Here is a 23118-nt window from a genome sequence, read left to right as displayed (position 1 = left end):
AGTACCGGCCGGCGGCAACGCTGGCCGACCCCTCATTACTGCGTGCGTTCCGGTGCGGCCGGGCTGGCAGGTGTTTCGGCACTTGCGTCGGCAAGCGGGTTGGCAGGCGGCAGCTTGTCAAACACATTCGCTTCGTACCACAGCGTGACGAACAACACCATCACGACGGGGCCAATGAACAGGCCCACCAGGCCCAGGGTTTCCACGCCGCCCAGAATGCCAAACAGCACGGCCAGGAAGGGCAAGCGGGTGGCATTGCCGATCATGCCAGGGCGCACGAAATGGTCGGCCACGAACAGCACCACGGTGCCCCACGCGGCCACGCCGATGGCGGCGCCCACATTGCCCTGGAACACCAGCAAGGCGGCCGCGCACAGGTAAGCGAGCGGCGCGCCAAATGGGATGATGGCCAGGATGCCCGTGGCGAACGCCCACAGGGCCGGCGACGGCAAGCCGGCAATCGCATAGGCGAAGCCGATCAGCACGCCTTCGGCCAGCCCCACGAGCACCAGGCCGTTGACGGTAGCGCGGATGGCCGTCGGAATCTTTTGCGCATAGCGCCCCCACCGTTCGGGGCGCAGGAAATGGCTGCCGACGGCCGTGATCTGGCGCGTCAGCGCTTCGCCATCCTTGTAAAAGAAAAACAGGCATAAAAACGCCAGGCCGAAGTCGACGAGGCGGTGGAAGACGTCCGCGCCGAGGACTTTCAGCATGTCGCGCGCGGAGTGAAAGCCGCCCACGGCGCTGCCCGCAAAGAAGTGGCCGAGGCCGTGGGGCTGGCTCAGGGTGGCTTGCCACCAGTCGCCGATGGCGCTGCCCGCCAGGGGAATGTGCGCCACCCAGTCCGGCACGGGCAAGCCATCCGTATTCGCATGGACGACGAAATTGGCCAGCACGGGCACTTCGCGCGCCGCCTGCGCCACGCCGAACAGCACGGGAATGATGAAGATGCAGGCAAACGCCAGGGTCAGCACGGCTGCCGCGATGAGGGTGCGCTGGCCCAGCGCCGCGCGCACGCGCAGGTACAGGGGCCAGGTGGCCACGCACAGGATGCCGGCCCACACGAGGGGCAAAAAGAAACGCTGCATGACGAAGGCCGTCACGGCGATCAGGGCCAGGGAAAAGCCTGCGCTGACGATGTCGCGCTGGGTATCGGTCATACCACTCCATTCATGCCCAGCACACTGTAAAGGTGTACGGGCTTATAGCGCCTAACAAAACCGTAGCGAGCGGAAGGAAGTTGTGGCTGAGAAGCGCAACTGTACGAAGGTACAGTGAGCATCGCAGGCCGCAAATTACGACGCGCAGTAGGTTTTGATAGGTGCTAGGCTACGCGCCAGTTGCGCAGGCGTAGCGTAACACGGAGGTTCGCTGATTTACACGAGTCCCAGCTCCACCGGTTTGACGCCGGCAAACACGTGATCGAGTTGCGCCGGGGTCAAGCCGAAGGTGCGGCGCAGCAAGCCGCCCAGCACGGCCCGGTACTCATTCAGCACGGGCATGTCGCGGTTCTGGAACAGCGTCGCCTGCGAAATCGCCACCTGCTCGCCCGCCACCTGCCGGCCCTTGATCCCGCCGCCGAGCACCCAGAAGACGCTGCCGTGGCCATGGTCCGTGCCGCGGTTGCCGTTTTCGCGGAAGGTGCGGCCAAATTCGCTGACGACGACGACCACGGTATTGCGCCAGGCGCTGCCCATTTCCTGCGAAAACGCGGCCAGGCCCCGCCCCAGTTCGTCGAAGCGCCCCGCCAGGTAGCCGTTGGCGCCGCCCTGCCCCACGTGCGTATCCCAGCCGCCCACGTCGACGAAACCGAGGTTGTATTTGTCCTTCATCAAGCGGGCGATGCGCTGCGCCTCCAGTTCAAAACCCTTGGTACTGATGGCGTTGCGGTTGGCCGCCTGCATTTCTCCCGTCAATTCCCGGCTCACGTCCGCGCGCACGGCAAAGCCCGCGCTGACCGGTTGCTGCAAGGGCGTGCCCTGGTACATGGCGGCGATGAGCTGGCTTTGACGCGCATCAATACCGGACTTGCCCACCGAGCGCAGCCCCATGTTCGGCACTTGCACGCCGCCCTGGAAGATCAGCGGCAGCTGGTCCGTGAAGGAAATGGCGTGCTTGCTGCCATTGAGGCTTTGCGCCAGCCGGTTCAAGAAGCCCGAGCGGAAATCGCGCCGGCCGCCGATCTCCTGTCCCAGTTCGATGCTGTCCTGCGTCTCGAAATGGCTGCGCGTCAAATCCGTCGTGCCCGCAAACGGAATGAAGGCCGCCTCGCCGCCGGTGAACATGGGGTAGATGCTCTCGCGCAAGGCCGGATGCAGGGCCCAGTCGCCGTTCAAGGCCAGCGCGCCATTGTCTTCACCGGGTTTCGCGATGGCAATATTCGGCCGCGACGCATAGTAAAAATCGCTGCCGACCGGCACCAGCAGATTGTTCGCGTCATAGCCGCCGCGCAGGAAGACGAACAGCAGCTTTGCATCCGTGGCGGGCGCGGCCAGCAGGCTGCCCGCATGGGTGAGCAAGGGCGCGGCGGCCAGGGCTTTCAACAGGTCACGACGGTTCATGGCAACTCCTTTCAGTATTTAACGCGTGAACAAAACCGTAGCGAGCGGCAGTGAATTGTGGCCGAGACGCGGAACTGTGCGAATGCACAGTGAGCATCGCAGGCCGCAAGTCGCGACGCGCAGCAGGTTTTGGCAGGCGTTTTAGCGGTGCATCATTTCCGGCGAAGAGAGCAGAAATGTATTCCACTCCTGCGGCGAGGCGGCCTGGTCCAGGGCCTGGCGCGTGGCCGGACTCAGGCCTGGCTGCAGCGACTGGTAATACAGAGCGCTGGCCAGCTGGGGAAACGCGACTTTTTCCTGCGGCTGCGGGCCCTCCGTCCTGAACAGGCCGGCGCTGCCCGAACCGATGGTGCGGGCGATATCGAAGCGCGTCGTCATCTGGCCGGGGCTGGCCCAGGCAGCGTCCGTCAAGGGATAGCCATCGGGCGTCTGGCGCCCGTACAGGGGCTGGCCCATGCGCGCGAGCCAGCTCAGCATGGGGCCCGCGTTGAGGATGGGCTTATCGTCATAGCTGAGGCGCACGGCCGACACCACATAATGCATGGGGTCCTTGAATTCTTGCCCAGCGATTGCCTGAACTCGGGACTGCTGAACATGGTCTGCAGCACGTCGGAGATCATGCCGTCGCTTTGCCGGAAGGTGGCCGCCATGCGCGCCACCAGCGCTTCGGGCGGATTGTCGCCGACGAAATACTGGGCCAGCTTGCCGCTGATAAAGTGCGCGGTGGCGGGACTGCGGCTCAGGCGGTCCAGCGCTTCATCGAGCTCGGCCAGTCCCCTGCCCTTCACCGTTTGCCCCAGGAATTGTTTATCACCGTAATCGTGGCGGTTCGGATTGAATTCGAACAAGCCGCGGCGCACGTATTGCGATTGCAAGCCCGGTTTCACCTTCGGCGTCTCCGGCCCCAGGTTCACGCCCACCCCGGTCAGGATGCGCGCCAGTTCCTGCACGTCCGTCTGGCTGTAGCCGCCGTTGACGCCCAGGGTGTGCAGCTCCATCAGCTCGCGCGCATAGTTTTCATTGATGCGCTTGACGGCATTGGCTTCATTGTCCAGGTAGCGCAGCATGGCCGGATGGTGGACGGTGGCGCCCAGCAAGTCGCGAAATTTCCCCAAAGCATGCGGTGCGATGGCGTTCGCCTCGTAATCGCCCACCATGGCGCGCAGATTGTGCTTACCCTGGTGCACGCTGAAATGGTTGAGCCAGAACCAGCTCAGCTGCTGCTGCAACTGGTTAGTCGAATACACGTCGAGCAACAGCGAGCGCGTGGCCGCCTCGCGCGCCAGGCGATTCAGTTCCTGCTGATACTCCTTTTGCGCCTGCTGCTTCGCCATGTCGTCCATGACGCCGGCGGACGCCTTGCGCTTTTGCTCCACGGACATGACGAGCTGATCGAGCGGCACCTGGCTGATGGTCATGGCGTCGATCTGCGCCTGCACGGCGGGCGGCAGGCTGGCCTTGCCTGGATGCAACTGCGCCTGCAGCCAGGCATTCCAGCCTTGCTGCTGCAGCTGGCGCACGCTGCCCCCGTTCACGCCCCAGCTGACCCTTTGCAGCATGGCAATGTCCTGCGCGGCGCTGGCCGGCGCGCGATGATCGGCCTGGGCGGCAGGTTGCGTTGCGGTGCAGCCGGCCAGCAGCAGGGACATCAAGACTGTCGGCAATAATCGGTTGGGGGTCATGGCTATCCTTCAAGCGGTTTCATGCAGAATGCCTGAGGGTACGCCCAGCTTGACCCGCGCATGATTGCCATTTGCAACGAGTTGTAATTAATAATGTTATTTTATTAATTCCGCACACTTGTCGCGCAGGAAATCGCGCAGCTGCAGCACCAGCGGCGTCACTTGCGCCCGGTGCGTGCAGACCAGGTGCAGGGGCGTGGCCTCGCCCGCCACCTCGGGCAACAGCGCTTGCAGGCGCCCGGCGGCCAGGTCGCCTGCCACATCGAGCCGCGATTTGCAGGCGATACCGAGGCCCGCCACGGCCCAGCGCCGCACGAGGTCGGCGTCGTCGGCGCTGCGGTTGCCGCTGACGGACACCGTCACCTGCTCGCGCTGGGGCAGGCGGTAAAAGGTCCAGCGGTCGTGCAAGCCGTCTTCCAGCGCGAAGCGCAGGCAATTGCGCTGCGACAAGTCTTCCAGCGCCAGCAACGGGCCGTGTTCGCGCAGGTAAGCGGGCGAGGCCACCAGCACGCGGTCATTGGCGGGGGCGATCGGCATGGCGATCAGGCTCGAATCGTCTTGCTGGCCATAGCGGAGGGCCACGTCGACTTGCTGGCGCACCATGTCGGCCACCCGGTCGCTGACGCTGAGCTGGTACTGCAGTTTCGGATGGCGCAACTGGAACTCGTCCAGCCAGCCCAGCATCAGGTTGCGGCCCAGGTCGGAAGGCATGGCAATTTTCAAGGTTCCGCCGAAACTGTCCTTGCCGGCCAGCAGTGCGTCGTGGCCCGCGCGCAGCAGGCGCAAGGCTTCGCGCGCATGTTCCAGATATTGCGTGCCTTCCGGCGTCAGGCTCAGCGAACGGGTCGTGCGGGCCAGCAGGCGCAAGCCCAGCTCCCCTTCCAGGCGCTTGACGGCGGCGCTGGCCAGCGCGGGCGAGATGCCGATCTCGCGCGCGGCCGCCGACAAACTGCCCCGGTCGGCCGTGCGCACAAACACCTGCAAGTCATCGAGTCGCAGCAATTTTCAGCATTCCTTTGAAAGTGTTTCGGTACGCGCCCCCTTTTTCCAGGGCGACAATACGACCATCATACGGTATCCACTCAACGAGGAAGCACATGAAAGCCATCGCCTACCACCACAGCCTGCCCATCACGGATACCGACGCCCTGCTCGACATCGAGCTGCCCGTGCCCGTCGCCACGGGGCGCGACCTGCTCGTCGCCGTGCACGCCATTTCCGTCAACCCCGTCGACACCAAGGTGCGCAAGAACCGCGCGCCGAAAGACGGCCAGCCGGAAGTGCTGGGCTGGGATGCGGCCGGCGTCGTCACGGCCGTCGGCCCCGACGTCACCCTGTTCCAGGCGGGAGATAAGGTCTGGTACGCGGGCGCCATCAACCGCCCCGGCAGCAACAGCGAATTCCAGCTCGTCGACGAGCGCATCGTCGGCCACATGCCGGCCAGCCTCGATTTCGCTGCGGCCGCCGCCCTGCCGCTCACGGCGATCACGGCCTGGGAACTGCTGTTCGACCGCCTGCAGCTGAGCCGCGACAAGAGTCTGACAGGCAAGTCGCTGCTCGTGATCGGCGCGGCCGGCGGCGTCGGTTCCGTGCTGGTGCAGCTGGCGCGGCAATTGACAGGCGTCACCATCATCGGCACGGCGTCGCGCGCGGAAACGGCCGATTGGGTCAAGCAACTGGGCGCGCACCACGTGATCGACCACAGCCTGCCGCTGGCCGCCGAAATCACGCGCCTGGGTTTACCGCCCGTCGATTACGTCATCAGCCTGAACCAGACGGACAAGCATTTCGAACAGATCGTCGAATTGATCGCGCCGCAGGGGAAATTTGCCCTGATCGACGACCCCGAGCACATCGACGTGCGCAAGTTCAAGGGCAAGAGCGTGTCCCTGCACTGGGAACTGATGTTTACCCGTTCCCTGTTCCAGACGGCCGACATGGTCCAGCAGCATGCCTTGCTGGAAGAACTGGCGCAGCTGGTGGATGCGGGCATCATCAAGACCACCGTGGCCGAGCGCTTCGGCACGATCAATGCGGCGAATTTGAAACGCGCGCATGCCTTGCTGGAGAGCAATACGGCGAAGGGAAAAATCGTCCTGGAAGGTTTTAACTGATCAGGTAATCAGGATGGCCCGGAAATCATTGACATTCGTCAATGTCGGGCCCGTGATCACTGCGTCTCCCAGTGCCTGGAAGAAGCCGTGGCCATCGTTGTTGTCGAGGCTGTCGCGGGGCCTGATGCCCAGCGCCCAAGCCCGTTGCAGGGTGTCGGGCGCCAGAAGCGCGCCGGCGATCTCTTCCTGGCCGTCGACGCCATCCGTGTCGCCAGCCAGCGCATGGATGCCCGCTTGTCCATCGAGCGCGATGCCCAGCGCCAGCAGCAAAAATTCCACGTTGCGCCCGCCGCGGCCATTGCCGCGCACGGTGACCGTCGTTTCGCCGCCAGACAGCAGCACGCACGGGGCGGGAAACGGCTGGCCCCGCACCGCCGTTTGCAGCGCGATGCCGGCCATGACCTTGCCCACGTCGCGCGCTTCGCCTTCCAGGCTGTCGCCTAATATATACGGCGTGACGCCGGCCGCGCGCGCCACGGCGGCCGCCGCTTCCAGGGCCATCTGCGGCGTGGCGACCAGGGTCGTGCGCGTGCGCGCCAGGCGCGGGTCACCGGGTTTCACAGATTCGCCGCGCCCGCTTTCCAGCGTTGCTCTTATGCTGTCCGGCAAGTCCATGCCATAGCGGTGCACGATGGCCAGCGCATCCTCGCACGTCGTCGCGTCGCCCACCGTGGGGCCGGAGGCGATATCGCCCAGCTTGTCGCCTGGCACGTCGGAGATGGCCAGAGTGATGACTTGCGCCGGATGGCAGGCGGCCGCCAGCCGGCCGCCCTTGATGGCGGACAAATGGCGGCGCACGCAATTCATTTCGCCGATGGTGGCGCCCGACGCCAGCAATGCGCGGTTCAACGCTTGCTTGTCGGCCAACGTGATGCCGTCCAGCGGCAGGGCCAGCAGCGAGGAGCCGCCGCCCGAGATCAGGCACAGCACCGTGTCGTCCGCCTGCAAGTTGGCAACTAATTCCAGCATGCGCTGCGCCGCCTGCATGCCGGCCGCATCCGGCACGGGGTGCGACGCTTCCACGATCTCGATGCGTTCACAGGGCACGGCATAGCCGTAGCGCGTGACGACGAGGCCCGACAGCGGCCCCGGCCAGTGCCGCTCCACGGCCTGCGCCATGGCGGCCGAGGCCTTGCCGGCGCCGATGACGATCAGCCGTCCCTTGGGCGCGGGCGGCAGATGGGGCGGTATGCAGTGCGATGGCTGCGCCGCCTCGATGGCGGCGTGGAACATGGCTTGCAGCAAGGCGCGCGGCACGGCGGTGTCGTCATCGTCATTGTCAATTCCTCGGTTCGATGGCAGGTTCGTTCAACGGTTCACTTAGCGATTAACGATGCGCGCGGGAACGCGCAGCACCAGTATGGCGCCCAGCAGCATGACTGCGGAAAGAATATACAGGGCCACGTCGGTGCCGCCCGTCGCATCCTTGATCCAGCCGACGAGGAAGGGGCTGACGAAGCCGGCCACCTGGCCCAGCGAATTGATCAGCGCCAGGCCGCCGGCCGCCGCCGCGCTGCCCAGGAACGCCGTGGGCAGGGGCCAGAACATGGGCAGGCCGGACAGCGCGCCCATGGTCGCCAGCGACAGGCCGATGATGGCGACGACCACGTTGCCGTGCGCCTGGGTGGCTAGCAGCAAGCCGCACAGCGCCATCAGCAGGGGGCCGCTCAAATGCCAGCGGCGTTCCTTGTGCCTGTCGGCCGAACGGCCCACCCAGATCATGAAGATGCTGGCGCACAGGTAGGGAATGGCGCTGATCCAGCCCACGGCGACGGGGCTGGCAAAACCCAGCGACTTGACGATGGTGGGCAGCCAGAAGTTGATCGCATACACGCCCATCTGGATGCAGAAATACACGAGGCCCAGCATCCACACGTGCTTGTTGCGCAAGACGCTGGCGAAGGTGTCGGCCGTATTCGCGCCGTTGCGGCGCTGGCGTTCGTCCTCGTCGAGGTCGGCGCGCAGCAGCTGCTTTTCTTCCGTATTCAGCCACTTCGCCTGGGCGATGCCGTCGTTCAGCAGCACGTACACGAGAAAGCCCAGCAGCACGGTAGGGATGCCTTGCAGCAAGAACATCCATTGCCAGCCGGCCAGGCCGCCGTGGCCCGCGAACGATTGCATCATCCAGCCCGACAAGGGGCTGCCCAGCAAGCCGGAAATGGGAATGGCCGACATGAACAGGCCCATGATGCGGCCCCGGCGCGAAGCGGGATACCAGTTCGTAAAGTACAGCACGATGCCGGGGAAGAAGCCTGCCTCGAACACCCGTGATGAAGCGCAGCGAGTAGAACGCGGCCGGCGTGGTGACGAACATCAGGCAGGCCGAAGCGATGCCCCAGGCGATCATCAGGGTACCGATGACCTTGCGCGCGCCCAGGCGGTGCAGCAGCAGGTTGCTGGGCACGCCGCTGGCCACGTAGCCGATGAAGAAAATGCCGGCGCCCAGGCCGTACACGCTTTCGCTCCATTGCAGCGCATCGAGCATTTGCAGCTTGGCAAAGCCGACATTCACGCGGTCCAGGTAATTGAACAGGTAGCAAATGAAGATGAAGGGGATCAGATGCAAGGTGACCTTGCGGTAGGCGCCTTCGCGCACGCGGTCCTGCGCGGACGCGCCGGCGGGCAGGCTGGCGCCTGGTTGGGTGGTCATGGGTGTCTCCTGAGTATTTTTTTATGGGATACGAGCAGCCCATCGTACAATCGCCGGCAGAAACAGTCATCGGGCGGATGCACGAAGAAATATAGTGTTTAATCCGATGATTCCATGCAAATGCACAAAACCATAAGGCGACCAGCCATGCCGAGCATCGATTTTCCCCTGGCGCAAGACATCGTCCGGCGCACCATGCACATCATCCCGTTCAGCGTCAACGTCATCGATGCGCGCGGCGTGATCCTGGCCAGCGGCGACCCGCAGCGCGTGGGCGACCTGCATCCGGGCGCGCAACTGGCGCTGGCCCGGCGCGCCAGCGTGGAAATCGGCGCGGCCGACATGGCCAGGCTGCCCGGCACGCGGGCCGGCATCAACCTGCCCCTGACGGTGCGCGGCGAGATTTGCGGCGTGCTGGGCCTGACGGGCGAGCCCGATGCCGTGCGCCAGTTCGGCGAACTGGTGCGCGCCATGGCGGAAATGATGCTGGAGCAGGCGCGGCTGCTCAGCGAGTTGCAGCACGAAAAGCGCTACCGCGAGGAATTCGTGTTCCAGCTCGTCTACCGCACGGGCATTTCGGACGCCAGCATGCAGGCGTGGGCGGCGCGCCTGGCCGTCGATCTGCGCGTGCCGCGCGCCATGTTCGTGCTGGAAATTCCCGATGCGGGAGAAGGCCCGGGCGAGCGGCTGGACCAGGTGCTGACGCAGCTGCAGCAAGTGCAGTCCGACCTGTCGGCGCGCTGGCCTGCCCTGCTGATGGCCGTCGTCTCGCCAGGCGAACTGGTATTGCTCGACGCCTTTCCCGCCAGCGGCCCGCAGCAGGCGCGCGCGGCACAGGCCAGGCAGCGCCTGCTCGAACTGCACCAGGTGGCGCAGCAGGCGCTCGCGCCGGCCGCCACCCTGTCCATGGGCGTGGCCTTGCCGGGCCTCGACGGGGCGACGGCTTCATATGAATCGGCGAAGCAGACGGCCCGCGTGGGACGCGCCCGCGATGGCGCGCAAGCCACTTTTTCGTATCTGGAACTGAGCCTGCCCGTGCTGCTGTCCGGCCTGCAGGACGGTTGGCAGGCTGAGCAATTGCGCCAGACCCTGGCCCGCCTGCAGGCGCACGACCGCAAGGCGGGCACCCTGATGCGCACCCTGGCCGCCTGGTTCCGCCACCACAGCCACCCGATGGCCACGGCCAGGGCGCTGCACATCCACCGCAACACGCTCGATTACCGGCTGCAAAAGATCGCCGAACTGACGGGGCTGGATCTAGACGACACGGATGACCGCCTGCTGCTGTATGTTGCCCTGCAGCTCAATGAAGGTTCGCCCGGCTACAATGGCGGCCCGACTGAAAAAACAGGAATGCCATGAACGACGCCATCGAGTGGACCAGTCTTGCCCGCACCTTCGGGCTGTTTACCGTCACGGCCGTGGCTGAACTGCTGGGCTGCTATCTGCCCATGCTGTGGCTGAGCAACAAGGGCAGCGCCTGGCTGCTGTTGCCGGCCGCCGTCAGCCTCTTGCTCTTCGTGTGGCTGCTGACCCTGCACCCGGCCGCCAGCGGCAGGGTCTACGCCACGTATGGCGCCATCTATATCGCCACGGCGCTGGGATGGCTGTGGCTGGTGGACGGCGTCACGCCCGCCTGGACCGATATGACGGGCGTAGGCCTGGCCCTGGCCGGCGCCGCCGTCATTGCCATGGGGCATAAGACGGCTTGATGTGCATCAAGCGGCATGCGCGCGGAAATTCGTTTCCGCCGACCATGCCGCGCTGGCGCGGGCCAGCAGCACGGCTTCGCCATCGGCCAGCCAGTCGTCCGCGTCGGCGATCTTCCACATCGCTTGCAGCAGCTTGCGGCGCAAGTCAGGATCCGTGATTTCATCGAGCAGGCTGTCGATCACGCCATGGGCCAGTTGCACGGCGCCATGCACGGTCGAGGTCAGCATATCGTCGCACAAGTCTTGCAGCAGTTGCTGGAAGGCGGCCGGTTCGAGGTCGATATGCTCGAGGATCTTGCTTCGGTGCATGGCCTGCAGCTCGGCGCTTGCCAGGTTGCCATCGACCACCATCATCAGGGCCAGGATACGTCCCGCTGCCTGGGGACTGTTCGCTTCATAGGTACGCATGATTTCATTCTTTCATTGTGATTGATCAAAAGACGCGCCACCGCCGTGCGGGGCGCGCCGTACTGCAGTTTTACTTTTTGTCGCTGCGGGTGATGAACACGCTCGCCACGCAGCTCGATACGATCAGCACCGCCACCACCAGCAGCGACGCTTCCACCGGCACGTGGTACCACGGCATGACCAGCATCTTGGCGCCGATGAACACCAGCACCATCGCCAGGCCATACTTGAGCATGTGGAAGCGGTCCGCCACGTCCACCAGCAGGAAGTACAAGGCACGCAAGCCCATGATGGCGAACAGGTTCGACGTGAAGACGATGAACGGATCCGTCGTGATGGCGAAGATCGCCGGGATCGAGTCCACCGCAAACACCAGGTCCGTCACCTCGATCAGGATCAGCACGAGGAACAGGGGCGTGACATAGCGCAAACCGCCCTTTGCCACGAAGAAACGCTCGCCGTGGTCGCCGTCGGCCACCCGCAAGTGGCGGCGGCAAAGCGCAGCACGGGGTTGTTCGCCACGTCCGGTTCCGCATCGGCCGCCACCAGCATGCGCATGCCGGTAATCAACAGGAAGGCGCCAAACAGGTACAGCACCCAGCTGAACTCGCTCACCACCCACGCGCCGGCCATGATCATCACGGCGCGCATGACGATCGCGCCCAGCACGCCATAGATCAGCACGCGGCGCTGGTACTGGATCGGCACCTGGAAGGCGCTGAAGATCAGCAGGAAGACGAACACGTTATCGACCGACAAGGCTTTTTCGATCAGGTAGCCGGAGAAAAACTCCAGCGCCTTCTGGTTGGCGATCTCGGGACCGGCCGTGCCGTTCAGATACCACCACAGGCCGCCGTTGAACAGCAGGGCCAGGCTGACCCACACGAGCGACCACGTCGCCGCTTCCTTGACGCCCACCTTGTGCGCCTTGTTGCCGCCGAAGACGAACAAGTCCAGCGCCAGCATCAGCAGGACGAAGGCGATGAAACCGGCCCACATGGGCGCCGTTGCAATGCTCTCCAGGCCGTTCATCGGCGGCCTCCGCAATAATCTGTCTGTATCCTGATGCCCATGGCATTCTCCTTGCATGAATTGAGCAGTCATCATAGGCTGAATATAAACATCGAACAAATCGAATATAATTTACGAATACATCGAAAAAGTCGATGCATTAATTTGCCGGGAACAAACATGTCGACACTCAACTTCAAGCACTTGCGCTATTTCTGGATGGTGGCCAAGACGGGCAGCATCGCCCGCGCGGCCGAGCAGCTGCACCTGACGCCGCAATCGATTTCCGGCCAACTCAGCGACTTTGCCGACACCCTGGGCGTGGAACTGTTCCGCCGCAGCGGGCGCAAGCTGGAATTGACGGAGACGGGCAGGCGCATCCTCAGCCATGCGGAAGAGATCTTCAGCACGGGCGATGAATTGCTGGAAATCGTGCGTGACCAGTCGCGCACGGCGACGACCACGTTTCGCGTCGGTTGCGCCGATTCCGTGTCGAAACTGATCGCCTGCCGCCTCGTCGAACCGGCGCTGGGCCTGGCCGAACCGCTGCGCATGATCTGCCGCGAAGGCCGGCTGGCCAGCCTGCTGGCGGATCTGGCCGTGCACCGGCTGGACCTGATCATCGCCGACCGCCCCATGCCGTCCCATTTGAGCGTGCGCGGCTACAACCACCTGCTGGGCGAAAGCGGCATGACCCTGTTCGGCACGCCGGCGCTGGCTGCCACCCTGGAAGGCGGCTTTCCCCGCTGCCTCGACGGCGCGCCGCTGCTGCTGCCGGGCGAGGATTTCGCCATCTACGGCCGCCTGCTGCAATGGCTGGGCGAGCACAATCTGCACCCGCGCATCGTGGGCGAATTCGACGACAGTGCCATGATGCAAGCGTTCGGCCAGTCCGGCGCCGGCCTGTTCTTCGCCCCCACCGTGATCGCGCCCCAGGTATGCGAACAGCATGGCGTGGTGGCGCTGGGGCGGGTCGACAGCCTCGTCGAGCAAGTGTATGCGATCACCACGGAACGCCGTTTGAGCCACCCGGCCACCGTCGCCATCAGCCAGAGCGCGCGGCGCGAACTGTTCGTGTAGCAGTTCCACAACTGAAGTTCCACAATTAAAACCCCGCAAATACATTTGAGCAAATACATCTATATAATGGCAAGCCTCCCCGACGCCTTGCGCGCCCCTTCCAGGACTTGCCGCAATGAAGCACTTGCACGACATCCCCTCTGCCTTCAAGCATGAATTTGCCAACCCGCGCCTGTGGTGGTCGCGCGCCGTCGTCGTCGGCATGGCCGCCGTCGCGGGCCTCGTCGTCGTGGGCTTTACGTGGCTGGCGGAAACAGCGCTCGATTGTTTTCTCTTTTTTAACGGCAAGGCCTGGTGGTTCGCCCTGCTGTGGACGCCCGCCTGCGCCGCCCTGCTCGTCTGGCTGACGCGCCGCTACGCGATGGGCGCGGCCGGTTCCGGCATCCCGCAAGTGATGGCGGCACTGGACCCGGCCGTGGCGCCGGAGCAGCGCTCGCTGTTCGTGTCCCTGAAACTCAGCGCCGCGAAAATCGGCCTGACGGCGGGCGGCTTGCTGGGGGGATTGTCGCTGGGGCGCGAAGGGCCGTCCGTGCAGATCGCCGCCGGCGTGATGCTCGCCGCGCGGCGCTGGCTGCCGCGCCATTCGCAGGTGAGCGCCCACTCGCTGCTGGTGGCCGGGGGCGCGGCCGGCATCGCGGCCGCCTTCAACACGCCGCTGGCGGGCGTCATGTTCGCCATCGAGGAATTGTCGCGCTCGCCCGAGCAGCGCAACAGCGGCTTGATTGTCGCCGGCATCGTGCTGGCCGGCATGATGGCCGTGTCCATCCACGGCAATGCCACCCATTTCGGCATCATCCATCCGGGCCCCATCGGCCTGGCGCTGGCACTGCCAGGTTTATTGGTAACGTTGGTCGCGGGCGTGGCCGGCGGCCTGTTTGCGCGGCTGCTGCTGGCGTCCGCCCGGGGCAATCCGCTGGGGAAATTGTCCGCGTGGAGAACAGGCCGGCCCGTGCTGTTCGCCGCCGTCTGCGGTTTGCTGGTGGCGGCCATCGGCATCGCCAGCCACGGCGCCACGTTCGGCAGCGGCACCGTGGCCACGCGCGCCATGCTGGAAGGTTCCAGCGACGCGGCACCGGCCTTTGTGGCCTTCAAATATGTGGCGACGTGGCTGACCGTGTGGTCGGGCGTGCCGGCCGGCATCTTCGCCCCATCCCTGGCCATCGGCGCCGGCATCGGGCATGACATTGCGCAATTGCTGCACTACCCGCACGCGCCCGCGCTGATCGCGCTGGGCATGGTGGGTTTCCTGGCCGCCGCCACGCAGGCGCCGCTGACGGCGTTCATCATCGTCATGGAAATGGTCGACGGCCACGGCATGGTGCTGAGCCTGATGGCCTGCGCGGTGGTGGCCAGCACCGTCTCGCGCGTGCTCAGCGAACCGCTGTACGGCGCGCTGGCCCAGCTGCAGCTGCAGCGGCTGCCGGCGCCACCGAACTAAAAATGGCTGCAGGGGCGCAGCAAGCTGCCGTCCTGCCATGCGCAAACGGTGCGCGTGCCGTCCTCGGCCCAGTTGCGCTCCAGCCCGTGCTTTTCCCCATGCACGTAATGGAGGTGCGCTTTTTCGCGGCCGTCCGGCCACCAGGCCTCGTACAGGCCCTCGCGCTGGCCGTCCAGGTACGTCCCGCGCTCGGCCAGCCGGCCATTCGGATGAAACGCTGTCACTTCGCCCGACAGCACGCCATCGGCAAAATGGGCGCGGTTGCTGACCTGGCCACGCTCGTCAAAGCTCAGGTATTCGCCATCGGCAGGCTGGCCCGCCTGGTACCGCAATTCACGGCTCAGCTGGCCATTCGCATGGTAGTGGCTATGCAAGCCCTCGTACTCGCCGCCGCGGTAAGCCTTGCGGCTTTTTAGCGTGCCATCCGCATACCAGGCGACGTTCACGCCGTCGAAGTCGCCCTCGCCGTTGCGCTCTTCCAGCAGCGCCGGCTGGCCATCGGCGAAATACACGCTGCGCTGGTGGACGTAGTCGGACGACTCAGGATCCGCGCCGCGCAGCCAGGCATCCATGTGCAGCTTGCCTGGCGGCTGCGCGAAGTGCAGCTGCCAGTGCCAGGCCTGGCGGCCCGCGTCGTGGCGCAGCGGCGCGCGCTGCTCGTACATGGCGGCGGCCCGCCCGGCAGGCTGATAATCCGCGTCGAAGTATCGGGTGGCCGACTCAGTGGCCATGGAAAGGGATGAACCGGCCAGGACGGTAGCCAGCAAAACGGGAATGACGATCTTCAAGGCATGCTTTCATCAACACTGCGACAGCGCCGATGATAAGGGCAAGCGGAGCGGCCCGGCCACACGCTTGCCGGCGGCTACATGGTGAACGGAAAAGGCTGCATGCCCGCCTGCCTGTCATCGGGGGCGACGACGGCCAGCAAGGCGCTCAAGCCATGGTTCAGGTGCGCCAGGCTGGCGGCATCGAGCTGCGCCAGCGCACTGGGCAGCAAACCGCGCGCCGGCTGCGGCGCGCCGGCGATCACGGCATGCCCTTCCACCGTCAGGGTCAGCGTCACGACGCGCTGGTCGGGCTGGTCGCGCGCCTTGCGCACATAGGTTTTTTTCACCAGCGCCTCGACCAAGTTGCTGGCCGTCGTCTGGTGGATGGACATCTTGCTTGCCAGCTCGCCCATGCGCAGGCCTGGCCGCTCCAGCAATTCCTGCATCACCCACAGTTGTGCGCCCGACACGCCGCATTGCTTTTCGACCTGTGCCGAATGCCGCTGCGCCGCGCGCATGACGACGCGCATGTTTTGCAAGGCCAGGCTTTGCGCCTTGGCCACCGCCGATACTTCCGCTTCCACCACCGTTGCCTCCAGTTATCCTGCCGGCTTCGCGCCTGCTGGCGGGCCGGAATCCCTGCATGATACCTGCAAAGACGGCCCTCCACTAACTGCTTGTTACAGGCTCCCCATGGCGCCAGGCCTGCTCCAGCACGAGCTTGCCGGACGGATCCCACTCGCGCTCGACGCCGTGCTTCTTGCCGTGTTCGTAGGGCACCAGTTGCCGCAGGCTGCCGTCGCCGTACCAGCTTTGCAGCAAGCCGTGGCGCTGGCCGTCGCGCATGGGAGTGACTTGGGCGCGCACGCCGCTGTCATGCCACTGCGTCACGTCGCCCTGCTCGCGCCCTTGCGCATCCTGCTGCCAGGCAACGGTCGGCTGGCCATTGCTGCCCCACTTCTGCATGCGGAGCAACTTGCCCCTGCGGTACAGCGCTCTCTGCGCCAGCTGGCCATTGTCATGGCTGTCGAACGACCAGCCGTCGGGCTCGCCATTGCGCCATATCATGCTGGCGAGCACCTTGCCATCCTCGGCCAGGGTGACGGCCTCGCCATCCTGCCTGTCATGGATGAAATGGCTGCGCTGGAACAGCTTGCCGTCGGCGTAAAACAATTGCTGCAAGCCATGCATCCTGCCGTCCTTCAGGAAAGCGCGGCTGCTGACCTTGCCATTCGGGCCATACGACACATACTCGCCATCGGCCATCCGCTGGCCGTGGTAAGTGATGCGGTTCATCAGCTGGCCATTCTCGTGGTAGGTCTCGGCAATGCGGTCGCGCCCGTTCGGCAGCACGGTCACTTTTTGCTGGAGCCGGCCGCTGTCATAGAACGATGTGCCGCCAGCCGGCGCCTGCGCCTGCGCCGCCAGCGGCAGCACCGTCATGAGCGCCGCCAGCAGGGCCAGGCGCATTTTCTGTCCGTACCGCATGCGATCCCCCCCCTATTTCGCGGCCACGGGCTGGCCAGCCTGCCACGTCTGTTCCAGCACCAGCTTGCCCGTCTTGTCCCACTGGCGCTCGATGCCGTGCTTCTTGCCGTGTTCATACGGCACGATCTGCCGCAGGCTGCCGTCGCTGTACCAGGTCTGCAGCAAGCCGTGGCGCTGGCCTTCGACAAACGGCGTCACGCTGGCGCGCACGCCGTTGGCATGCCAGTCCGTCGTGTCGCCATGGTCGCGCCCCTGCGCGTCTTTCTGCCACGCAAAGTTGGGCCGGCCATTCGGCCCCCACGTTTGCAAGCTGAGCACGGCGCCTTTCTGGTACAGCGTCTTGTTCGACACGACGCCATTGCCATGGCTTTCAAACGACCATCCGTCGGGCTGGCCGTGCACCCAGACGGTCCTGGCCAGCACCTTGCCGTCCTGGGCATACCGGACAAACTCGCCCTCGCGCTTGCCATCGACGTACCGCCCCTTACGGTGCAGCTTGCCATCCGCATAAAACGATTCCTCCAGGCCATCCATCTGGCCATTGCGCCGATACGAGCGGTTGCTGACGGCGCCATTCGCGCCATACGACACGTGCTCGCCATCGGCCATCTCGTCGCCGTGGTACAGCGTGCGGCTCATCAGCTGGCCGTTCTTGTGATACGTTTCCGAGATGCTGTCGCGTCCGTTCGGCAACGCCGTGACCCGCGCTGGACCTGGCCATTCTCGAAGTACACGCAGCCGCCCAGCAGCTCCTCGCCCTGGGCATTGAAGTAGGTTTCGCGCAGCAGCTGGCCATTCTCGTAGTAGGACTTGCGAAAACGCACGAACTTGATCTGGCTCAAGTCCAGATCCGTGGCATAGGTTTCAAAGGCCAGCACGCCCGGCGTGTCGGGAAATTCGAGCCGCACATGCCAGGCGCCCAGCGCCTCGTCGCGCTCCGGCGGCGTGCGCAGCGCATACACGGCGCGGCGTTGGTTGCTTGGCATGAAATTTTCATCCAGATACATGGTCTTGTCCTCTTCTTGCGCGTGATCGGAAGCCGTTGCCGGCAACGGCGCATCTTCCTGTGCCACCAATGGCAGGGCTGCGCCCATGCCCAACGCGGCGGCCAGCAGCCAGCGCATCGTCTGTTGATTCTTCATGTTGCTCCATTGCTCATGTTGCTTTACGGCCACTATCATAAAGGCAAGCGCCGTTCGCCATGGGCACGATTGCCGCCCCATAAAAAAAGGCCGGGACGAACCTGCTGGTCCGGCTCCGGCCCGGCGGATGCGCTGGCGCGCCACACATCAGCCCATGCCATCCTTGACGGGAGATAACTGGCTCGCATGCAGCCGTGCATACGCGCCGCCCTGCTGCAGCAAGGCGGCATGGCTGCCCGACTCGACCAGGCGGCCGCCCTGCATGACGACGATGCGGTCGGCGCTTTCGATGGTGGACAGCCTGTGGGCGATGACGATGGTGGTGCGGTTGCGCATCAGCACTTCCAGCGCCGCCTGCACGGAACGCTCCGACTCCGTGTCCAGCGCGCTGGTCGCTTCATCGAGCAGCAGTATCGGCGCATCCTTGTACAGCGCGCGGGCAATGGCCAGGCGCTGGCGTTGCCCGCCCGACAGGCGCGAACCGTTCTGCCCCGCCTGGGTTGCGTAGCCTTGCGGCAGTTGCATGATGAAGTCGTGCGCGTAGGCGGCGCGCGCCGACGCTTTCAATCCTGTCCTGGTCCGGGGCCGGGTCGCCATACGCGATATTCGCCGCCATCGTGTCGTTGAACAAAATCACATCCTGGCTGACGAGGGCGAACTGGCGCCGCAGGGCCAGCAAGGCGTAGTCGCGCACGTCGACGCCGTCGAGCAAAATCCGGCCGCCGCTGACGTCATAGAAGCGCGGCAGCAAGCCCAGCAAGGTCGTCTTGCCGCCGCCGGAGCCGCCCACCAGGGCCACCGTTTCGCCGGCGCAGATGTCGAGCGTGATATCGCTCAAGGCCGTGGGCGCATCGGGATCGTCGCTGTTGTAGCGGAAGTGCACGTTCTGCAGGGACAGATTGCCTTGCACGGCGGCCGGGGCGATGGTGCCCGGATCCGGTTCCAGCGGCGTGTCGATCAAGCCGAAGACGGATTCGGCCGCCGCCAGGCCCCGCTGCAGCGGCTCATTGATCTTCGTTAAATTCTTGATCGGCGACTGCATGGCCATCAGCGCGCCCATGAAAGCAACGAAGGCGCCCGGCGTGATGGCGCCGCTTTGCGCGCGCAGCATGGCGAAATAGATCACGGACGACAGGGTGATGCCGACGAGCATCATGATGAAGCCGGAATTCATGGCGGACGTGGCCGCATGCTTGACGGCCAGCTGGCGGTTGCGCTTGACGACGTCGACGAAACGCGCCTGCTCATAGTCTTGCCCGCCGAAGATTTTCACCACGCGCTGGCCGGCGATGCTTTCGTCCAGCACGGACGTCAGCTCGCCCACGGCTTGCTGCGAGCTCTTGCTCAGGTGACGCATGCGGCGGCCCGCCAGGGTCACGACGATGGCGACGATGGGCATCGAGGCCATGCAGAACAGGGCCAGTTTCACGTCGATGCTGAACAGCAGGACCAGGTAGCCGATGGTGGCGACGGAATCGCGCACCATCACGTTGAGCACGTTCAAGCCCGCCTGCGACACCTGGCTGGCGTCGAAGGCCACGCGCGACTGCGTCAGGCTGGTGGTGGTGGTGTCGAAGAAGCGGCTGGGCAGGCGCATGATGGTGGCGAACATCTTTTCGCGCAGATCGGCCTGCACCCGGCTCGATAGCCATACGGAACCGTAATCGCCGGCAAAGCTCGATACCATGCGCAGCACGGCCAGGCCCAGGATGGTGGCGGGAATCACCCACAAGTCCACCTGCCCCGCCTGTGCCGGCAAGAAACGGTCGACCCAGCCCTGCAGCATGCCCATCACGCCGGACGCGGGCGCGGCCTGCGTGCTGGCCGTCGCGCGCATGGCGTCGACGACGTTTTGCAATTGTCGAATCAACAATACATCGGTGGCAGACGCCACGCCCACGGCCAGCAAGGTGGCGGCAACGATGGCGCCATAGCGGCGAAACTGGCCGGCCAGGCGGAAGAACAGGAGGCGACTTTGCTGCATGCAGGTGACAAAAGTGAGGGTAAAGCGTGATTCTAACCGCTGCCAGACTTAGCTATGAGAAAGTCGTCACCTTGCCGGCGCAGGACCGGCAAGGGAATGCACGGACTGTCAGCTCTTCGCCACTTTCCACGCGGCCGTGCCGGTCTTGCACACTTTCAGCTTCAGGGTCTGTTCCTGGCCCTTGGCGTTCAAGCCCACCTGCACCTTGCGGCAGGTTTGCGCGTCCGTCTTTTCCGTGTCGCTGGCCGTGATGTCGGCGGCGATGCGCACGGAATTGCGCAAGCCTTCATTGCTCCATTGCACGGTTTCGCCATCCTTCTTGTCATTGAGCACGTCGGTGACGGCTTTCACGAAGACGGGCTTGTCGTTCTTGTTCAGGTAAGCCATCGGCGTATCTGCCAGGAAACCCAGGCCGACGGCGGAAGCGGAAGCGCTGAAGACGACGCTGCCCAGTATCAAGGTGGACAACAGTGTGGCGGGACGAATACGCATGGAAAACTCCTAGTTAAGTAAAAATAGGGACCGCCGGGGCGGCCCTTAGCCGGGATCCGCCGGCGAAATGCCCACGGCCAGCAAGGCGTCGATGCTGGGCACGAAATAGATCGCCGACGACAGCGCCGTGGAAAAATCCAGCAGCCTGTCCGTCTTGGTGACGCCATCATAGCCTACGCCGTACATTTGCCGCAGCATGCCCATGGTCACGGTGATGTCGCGGCTGAAACCGACAAACATGACGCCCGCCTCGGCAGCATTGGCGTAATTGGCATTGCGGCGCACGATATCGACTTCCTCGCCATCGCGCAGAAATTGGTTGCGGCCCACGTGGGAATCGACGGGCAGCGGCGACAATTCATGGCTGCCGGCCTTGGTGCGGCCCCACACCTGCTCCGCCGCGTGCACGGGCAAGGCGCGCAGGCGCTCCACGTCCATGCGCCATTTCTGCAGCAGCACGGTCGAGCCGCCCGCACCCGCCTCGCCGTCCGGAATGATGGCCACGCCATTGGCGCGGAACGGATTCGGGTTGGCGACGCCGTCGGCAAAGCCGTCGAAAGTCACATTGTTATGATACGGAAAACACACCTGTTCGCTGGCCAGCTCGGCAAAGGGACCCAGCAAGGTGAGCGTCGTGCGCATGCTGTCGTACAGGGTGGCCGCGTTCGACTGCGTGATCCAGACCCAGAAATCGTGCTGGGTGGCCGGCGCCGTCTTGCCGTTGGCGCCCACCAGGTCGTGCGCGAACGATGCCATGTTGTCCGGCACGCAGCCGGGACAGGCGGCGCGCCACAGCTCGGGCCGGAATCCCAGCACCACATTGGCCGTGCCGCCCGTCAACTGATGGTGGCGGTTCAGGGTGGGGTCCAGGATGCCCGTGACCCCGGATTCCCACAGCTTGCCCAGCACCCTGAACAGCTGCTCCGGTTCAACGCCGGCCTTCACATTGAACTGCAAATGCACTTCGTCGCGCGCGACGACGGACAGCATGCTTTGTGGAATTGCCATGACAGATGTTCCTTTTTCGTTTTCCAGGTGAATCTTAAACCAGAAGTGCCGGATGGCAGTTTCATTTAGGCAACATGATAATTGTAACTATAGGTCGTCATGAATTGGACGATAATGCAATGACGTAGAGCAAGAATCAAGAATGGATACCATTGCATGAAATTGTATGAAAAGCTCGTCGGCGACATCGAGCAACTGGTGGCCCAGGGCGTGCTCTTGCCCGGGGAACGCATTCCCTCCGTGCGCCAGACCAGCCAGCAGCACAAGCTGAGCATCACGACGGTGCTGCGCGCCTATGTCAAGCTGGAAGGCATGGGCGTGATCGAAAGCCGGCCCCAGTCCGGCTACTTCGTGCGGCCCCGCGCCGGCGATGCGCAGCCGGCCGACCTGTGCATGCAGGCATCCCAGCCGAGCACCGTGCCGGCCGAAGTGCACGTCAGCCGCCTGGTGCTGTCGACCCTGCGCTCGATCGGCTTGCACGACGCCATTCCGCTGGGCTCGCCCTACCCCGATCCCGCGCTGTTTCCGTGGGAACGCATCAACCAGTACGCGAGCGCCGTGGCGCGCCGCAACCGCGACTGGAGCGTGACGGACGACCTGCCGCCGGGCAACCCGCAACTGATACGCGAAATCGCCCGCCGCTACCTGGAAAACGGCCTGGCCGTCGATCCCGACGAAATCATCGTCACCGTGGGCGCCACGGAAGCCATCAACCTGTGCCTGCAAGCCGTGGCCAGGCCGGGCGACACCATCGCCGTCGAATCGCCCACCTTCTATGCGATGCTGCTGGCCGTCGAGCGGCTGGGCATGAAGGTGGTGGAAGTGTCCACCGATCCGTATGACGGCATCAGCATTGAAGCGCTGGCCGACATCATGGCCCGGCAGCCGATCGCCGCCGTCATGGTGATGCCGAACTTCCAGAATCCGCTGGGCTTCCAGATGTCGGACCAGCGCAAGCGGGCCCTGGTCCAGCTGCTGGAGCAGCACGACGTGCCCGCCATCGAAAACGGCGTCTACAACGAGCTGTATTACGGCGACGCCCACCCGTCCTCGCTCAAGTCCTACGACCGCAAGGGCCTGGTGCTGCACTGTTCCTCGTTTTCCAAGAGCCTCAGCGCCGCCCAGCGCGTGGGCTGGGCCCTGGCCGGGCGCTACCGGGGCAAGGTGGAGGAACTCAAATTCCTCAACACGCTCACCACCTCGTCGTTCCCGCAACTGGCCATCGCCGAATACCTGCAGAACGACGGCTACGAACAGCATCTGCGCCGCACCCGCAAGGCCTACGCCCAGCAGGCGCGCATCATGGCCGCCGCCGTGCTGCGCTTCTTTCCCGCCGGCACCAAAGTCTCGCAACCGCAGGGCGGCTACGTGCTGTGGGTGGAGTTGCCGGGCAACGTGGACTCGATGCAACTGTACCGGCGCGCGCTGGAATGCAGGATCACGGTGGGGCCGGGGCGCATGTTTTCCGTCAGCCAGGCTTACAAGCACTGCATCCGCCTCAACTACAGCTATCCGTGGAACGCGGACGTGGAACAGGCGATCATCCTGCTGGGCAAACTGATCACCGAGTTCCTGTAA

21 protein-coding genes and 3 pseudogenes are annotated in these 23118 nt (G+C 64.7%); 6 read left to right on the top strand and 18 right to left on the bottom strand.

Annotated features, from left to right (window positions below):
* Nucleotides 1–35: 35 nt before the first annotated feature.
* The 5 genes from ACQVLG_RS16665 to ACQVLG_RS16645 all read right to left on the bottom strand — a co-directional run bounded on the left by ACQVLG_RS16665 (nucleotide 36) and on the right by ACQVLG_RS16645 (nucleotide 5245).
* Nucleotides 36–1160: an AI-2E family transporter gene (locus ACQVLG_RS16665; protein WP_230541792.1), complete on the bottom strand. Its 1125-nt coding sequence runs from the start codon at nucleotides 1158–1160 to the stop codon at nucleotides 36–38.
* Between the two features lie 216 nt (nucleotides 1161–1376).
* Nucleotides 1377–2561 carry a DUF1501 domain-containing protein gene (locus tag ACQVLG_RS16660; RefSeq protein WP_474290250.1) on the bottom strand — a complete coding sequence of 395 codons (1185 nt, stop codon included), beginning with the start codon at nucleotides 2559–2561 and terminating at the stop codon, nucleotides 1377–1379.
* Nucleotides 2562–2702: 141 nt separating this feature from the next.
* Nucleotides 2703–3131: a DUF1800 family protein gene (locus tag ACQVLG_RS16655; RefSeq protein ID WP_474295674.1), complete on the bottom strand. Its 429-nt coding sequence runs from the start codon at nucleotides 3129–3131 to the stop codon at nucleotides 2703–2705.
* On the bottom strand, nucleotides 3032–4243 hold the full coding sequence (locus ACQVLG_RS16650; RefSeq protein ID WP_474290248.1) for a DUF1800 domain-containing protein: 1212 nt from the start codon (nucleotides 4241–4243) through the stop codon (nucleotides 3032–3034). Before ACQVLG_RS16650 ends, ACQVLG_RS16655 begins: the two co-directional genes overlap by 100 nt.
* Before the next feature lie 96 nt (nucleotides 4244–4339).
* Complete coding sequence (locus ACQVLG_RS16645; protein WP_474290247.1) at nucleotides 4340–5245, bottom strand: LysR substrate-binding domain-containing protein; 906 nt, start codon at nucleotides 5243–5245, stop codon at nucleotides 4340–4342.
* A 95-nt stretch (nucleotides 5246–5340) separates the two neighbouring features.
* On the opposite strand from ACQVLG_RS16645, the gene ACQVLG_RS16640 reads away from it, so the two are divergent.
* Nucleotides 5341–6357, top strand: a complete 1017-nt coding sequence (locus tag ACQVLG_RS16640; RefSeq protein WP_474290245.1) for a zinc-binding alcohol dehydrogenase family protein — start codon at nucleotides 5341–5343, stop codon at nucleotides 6355–6357.
* Here ACQVLG_RS16640 and ACQVLG_RS16635 read toward each other — a convergent pair whose 3' ends face one another.
* Complete coding sequence (locus ACQVLG_RS16635) at nucleotides 6358–7590, bottom strand: glycerate kinase type-2 family protein (protein WP_474295673.1); 1233 nt, start codon at nucleotides 7588–7590, stop codon at nucleotides 6358–6360.
* 87 nt (nucleotides 7591–7677) lie between these two features.
* A pseudogene (locus ACQVLG_RS16630) lies at nucleotides 7678–9007 on the bottom strand (MFS transporter).
* Nucleotides 9008–9154: 147 nt separating this feature from the next.
* On the opposite strand from ACQVLG_RS16630, the gene ACQVLG_RS16625 reads away from it, so the two are divergent.
* On the top strand, nucleotides 9155–10369 hold the full coding sequence (locus tag ACQVLG_RS16625) for a sugar diacid recognition domain-containing protein (RefSeq protein ID WP_230541799.1): 1215 nt from the start codon (nucleotides 9155–9157) through the stop codon (nucleotides 10367–10369).
* Nucleotides 10366–10719 carry a YnfA family protein gene (locus ACQVLG_RS16620; RefSeq protein ID WP_474290244.1) on the top strand — a complete coding sequence of 118 codons (354 nt, stop codon included), beginning with the start codon at nucleotides 10366–10368 and terminating at the stop codon, nucleotides 10717–10719. The genes ACQVLG_RS16625 and ACQVLG_RS16620 overlap by 4 nt, the downstream gene beginning before the upstream one ends.
* A gap of 6 nt (nucleotides 10720–10725) precedes the next feature.
* Here ACQVLG_RS16620 and ACQVLG_RS16615 read toward each other — a convergent pair whose 3' ends face one another.
* Both ACQVLG_RS16615 and ACQVLG_RS16610 read right to left on the bottom strand, forming a co-directional pair.
* A complete protein-coding gene (locus ACQVLG_RS16615) occupies nucleotides 10726–11127 on the bottom strand; it encodes a TerB family tellurite resistance protein (RefSeq protein ID WP_077401482.1) in 402 nt (133 codons plus the stop codon).
* Nucleotides 11128–11197: 70 nt separating this feature from the next.
* A pseudogene (locus ACQVLG_RS16610) lies at nucleotides 11198–12159 on the bottom strand (TerC family protein).
* A gap of 159 nt (nucleotides 12160–12318) precedes the next feature.
* Here ACQVLG_RS16610 and nhaR point away from each other — a divergent pair.
* Together nhaR and ACQVLG_RS16600 are read left to right on the top strand one after the other, a co-directional pair.
* Nucleotides 12319–13218 carry a transcriptional activator NhaR gene (gene nhaR, locus ACQVLG_RS16605; RefSeq protein WP_474290242.1) on the top strand — a complete coding sequence of 300 codons (900 nt, stop codon included), beginning with the start codon at nucleotides 12319–12321 and terminating at the stop codon, nucleotides 13216–13218.
* A gap of 115 nt (nucleotides 13219–13333) precedes the next feature.
* On the top strand, nucleotides 13334–14656 hold the full coding sequence (locus ACQVLG_RS16600; protein WP_230541803.1) for a chloride channel protein: 1323 nt from the start codon (nucleotides 13334–13336) through the stop codon (nucleotides 14654–14656).
* Here the strand turns inward: ACQVLG_RS16600 and ACQVLG_RS16595 are convergent.
* The 9 genes and pseudogenes from ACQVLG_RS16595 to ACQVLG_RS16555 form a co-directional block, all read right to left on the bottom strand.
* Nucleotides 14653–15444, bottom strand: a complete 792-nt coding sequence (locus tag ACQVLG_RS16595; protein ID WP_474290240.1) for a toxin-antitoxin system YwqK family antitoxin — start codon at nucleotides 15442–15444, stop codon at nucleotides 14653–14655. The two genes, ACQVLG_RS16600 and ACQVLG_RS16595, sit on opposite strands and share 4 nt — an antisense overlap.
* 77 nt (nucleotides 15445–15521) lie before the next feature.
* Nucleotides 15522–16013 carry a MarR family winged helix-turn-helix transcriptional regulator gene (locus ACQVLG_RS16590; protein WP_474290239.1) on the bottom strand — a complete coding sequence of 164 codons (492 nt, stop codon included), beginning with the start codon at nucleotides 16011–16013 and terminating at the stop codon, nucleotides 15522–15524.
* An 82-nt stretch (nucleotides 16014–16095) separates the two neighbouring features.
* Nucleotides 16096–16896, bottom strand: a complete 801-nt coding sequence (locus ACQVLG_RS16585; RefSeq protein ID WP_474290238.1) for a toxin-antitoxin system YwqK family antitoxin — start codon at nucleotides 16894–16896, stop codon at nucleotides 16096–16098.
* A 30-nt stretch (nucleotides 16897–16926) separates the two neighbouring features.
* Complete coding sequence (locus tag ACQVLG_RS16580; RefSeq protein WP_474290237.1) at nucleotides 16927–17553, bottom strand: toxin-antitoxin system YwqK family antitoxin; 627 nt, start codon at nucleotides 17551–17553, stop codon at nucleotides 16927–16929.
* Nucleotides 17553–18056: a hypothetical protein gene (locus ACQVLG_RS16575; protein ID WP_474290235.1), complete on the bottom strand. Its 504-nt coding sequence runs from the start codon at nucleotides 18054–18056 to the stop codon at nucleotides 17553–17555. Before ACQVLG_RS16575 ends, ACQVLG_RS16580 begins: the two co-directional genes overlap by 1 nt.
* A 147-nt stretch (nucleotides 18057–18203) precedes the next feature.
* Complete coding sequence (locus ACQVLG_RS16570) at nucleotides 18204–18581, bottom strand: ATP-binding cassette domain-containing protein (RefSeq protein WP_474290233.1); 378 nt, start codon at nucleotides 18579–18581, stop codon at nucleotides 18204–18206.
* A gap of 106 nt (nucleotides 18582–18687) precedes the next feature.
* Nucleotides 18688–19842: pseudogene (locus ACQVLG_RS16565) on the bottom strand (ABC transporter ATP-binding protein); the annotation flags it as partial.
* Between the two features lie 306 nt (nucleotides 19843–20148).
* Nucleotides 20149–20532, bottom strand: coding sequence for a hypothetical protein (locus tag ACQVLG_RS16560; RefSeq protein ID WP_474290232.1), 384 nt, complete (start codon nucleotides 20530–20532; stop codon nucleotides 20149–20151).
* 45 nt (nucleotides 20533–20577) lie between these two features.
* The gene (locus ACQVLG_RS16555) at nucleotides 20578–21540 is read right to left on the bottom strand and encodes a Dyp-type peroxidase (RefSeq protein ID WP_474290230.1); all 963 of its coding nucleotides are present in this window, start codon (nucleotides 21538–21540) and stop codon (nucleotides 20578–20580) included.
* A gap of 156 nt (nucleotides 21541–21696) precedes the next feature.
* On the opposite strand from ACQVLG_RS16555, the gene ACQVLG_RS16550 reads away from it, so the two are divergent.
* Nucleotides 21697–23118: an aminotransferase-like domain-containing protein gene (locus ACQVLG_RS16550; protein ID WP_474290228.1), complete on the top strand. Its 1422-nt coding sequence runs from the start codon at nucleotides 21697–21699 to the stop codon at nucleotides 23116–23118.

The sequence above is a fragment of the Janthinobacterium sp. TPC_1 genome, assembly GCF_056037845.1.
The sequence above is the reverse complement of the archived record's forward strand: the minus strand, read 5'-3'. Positions and strand labels throughout refer to the sequence as shown.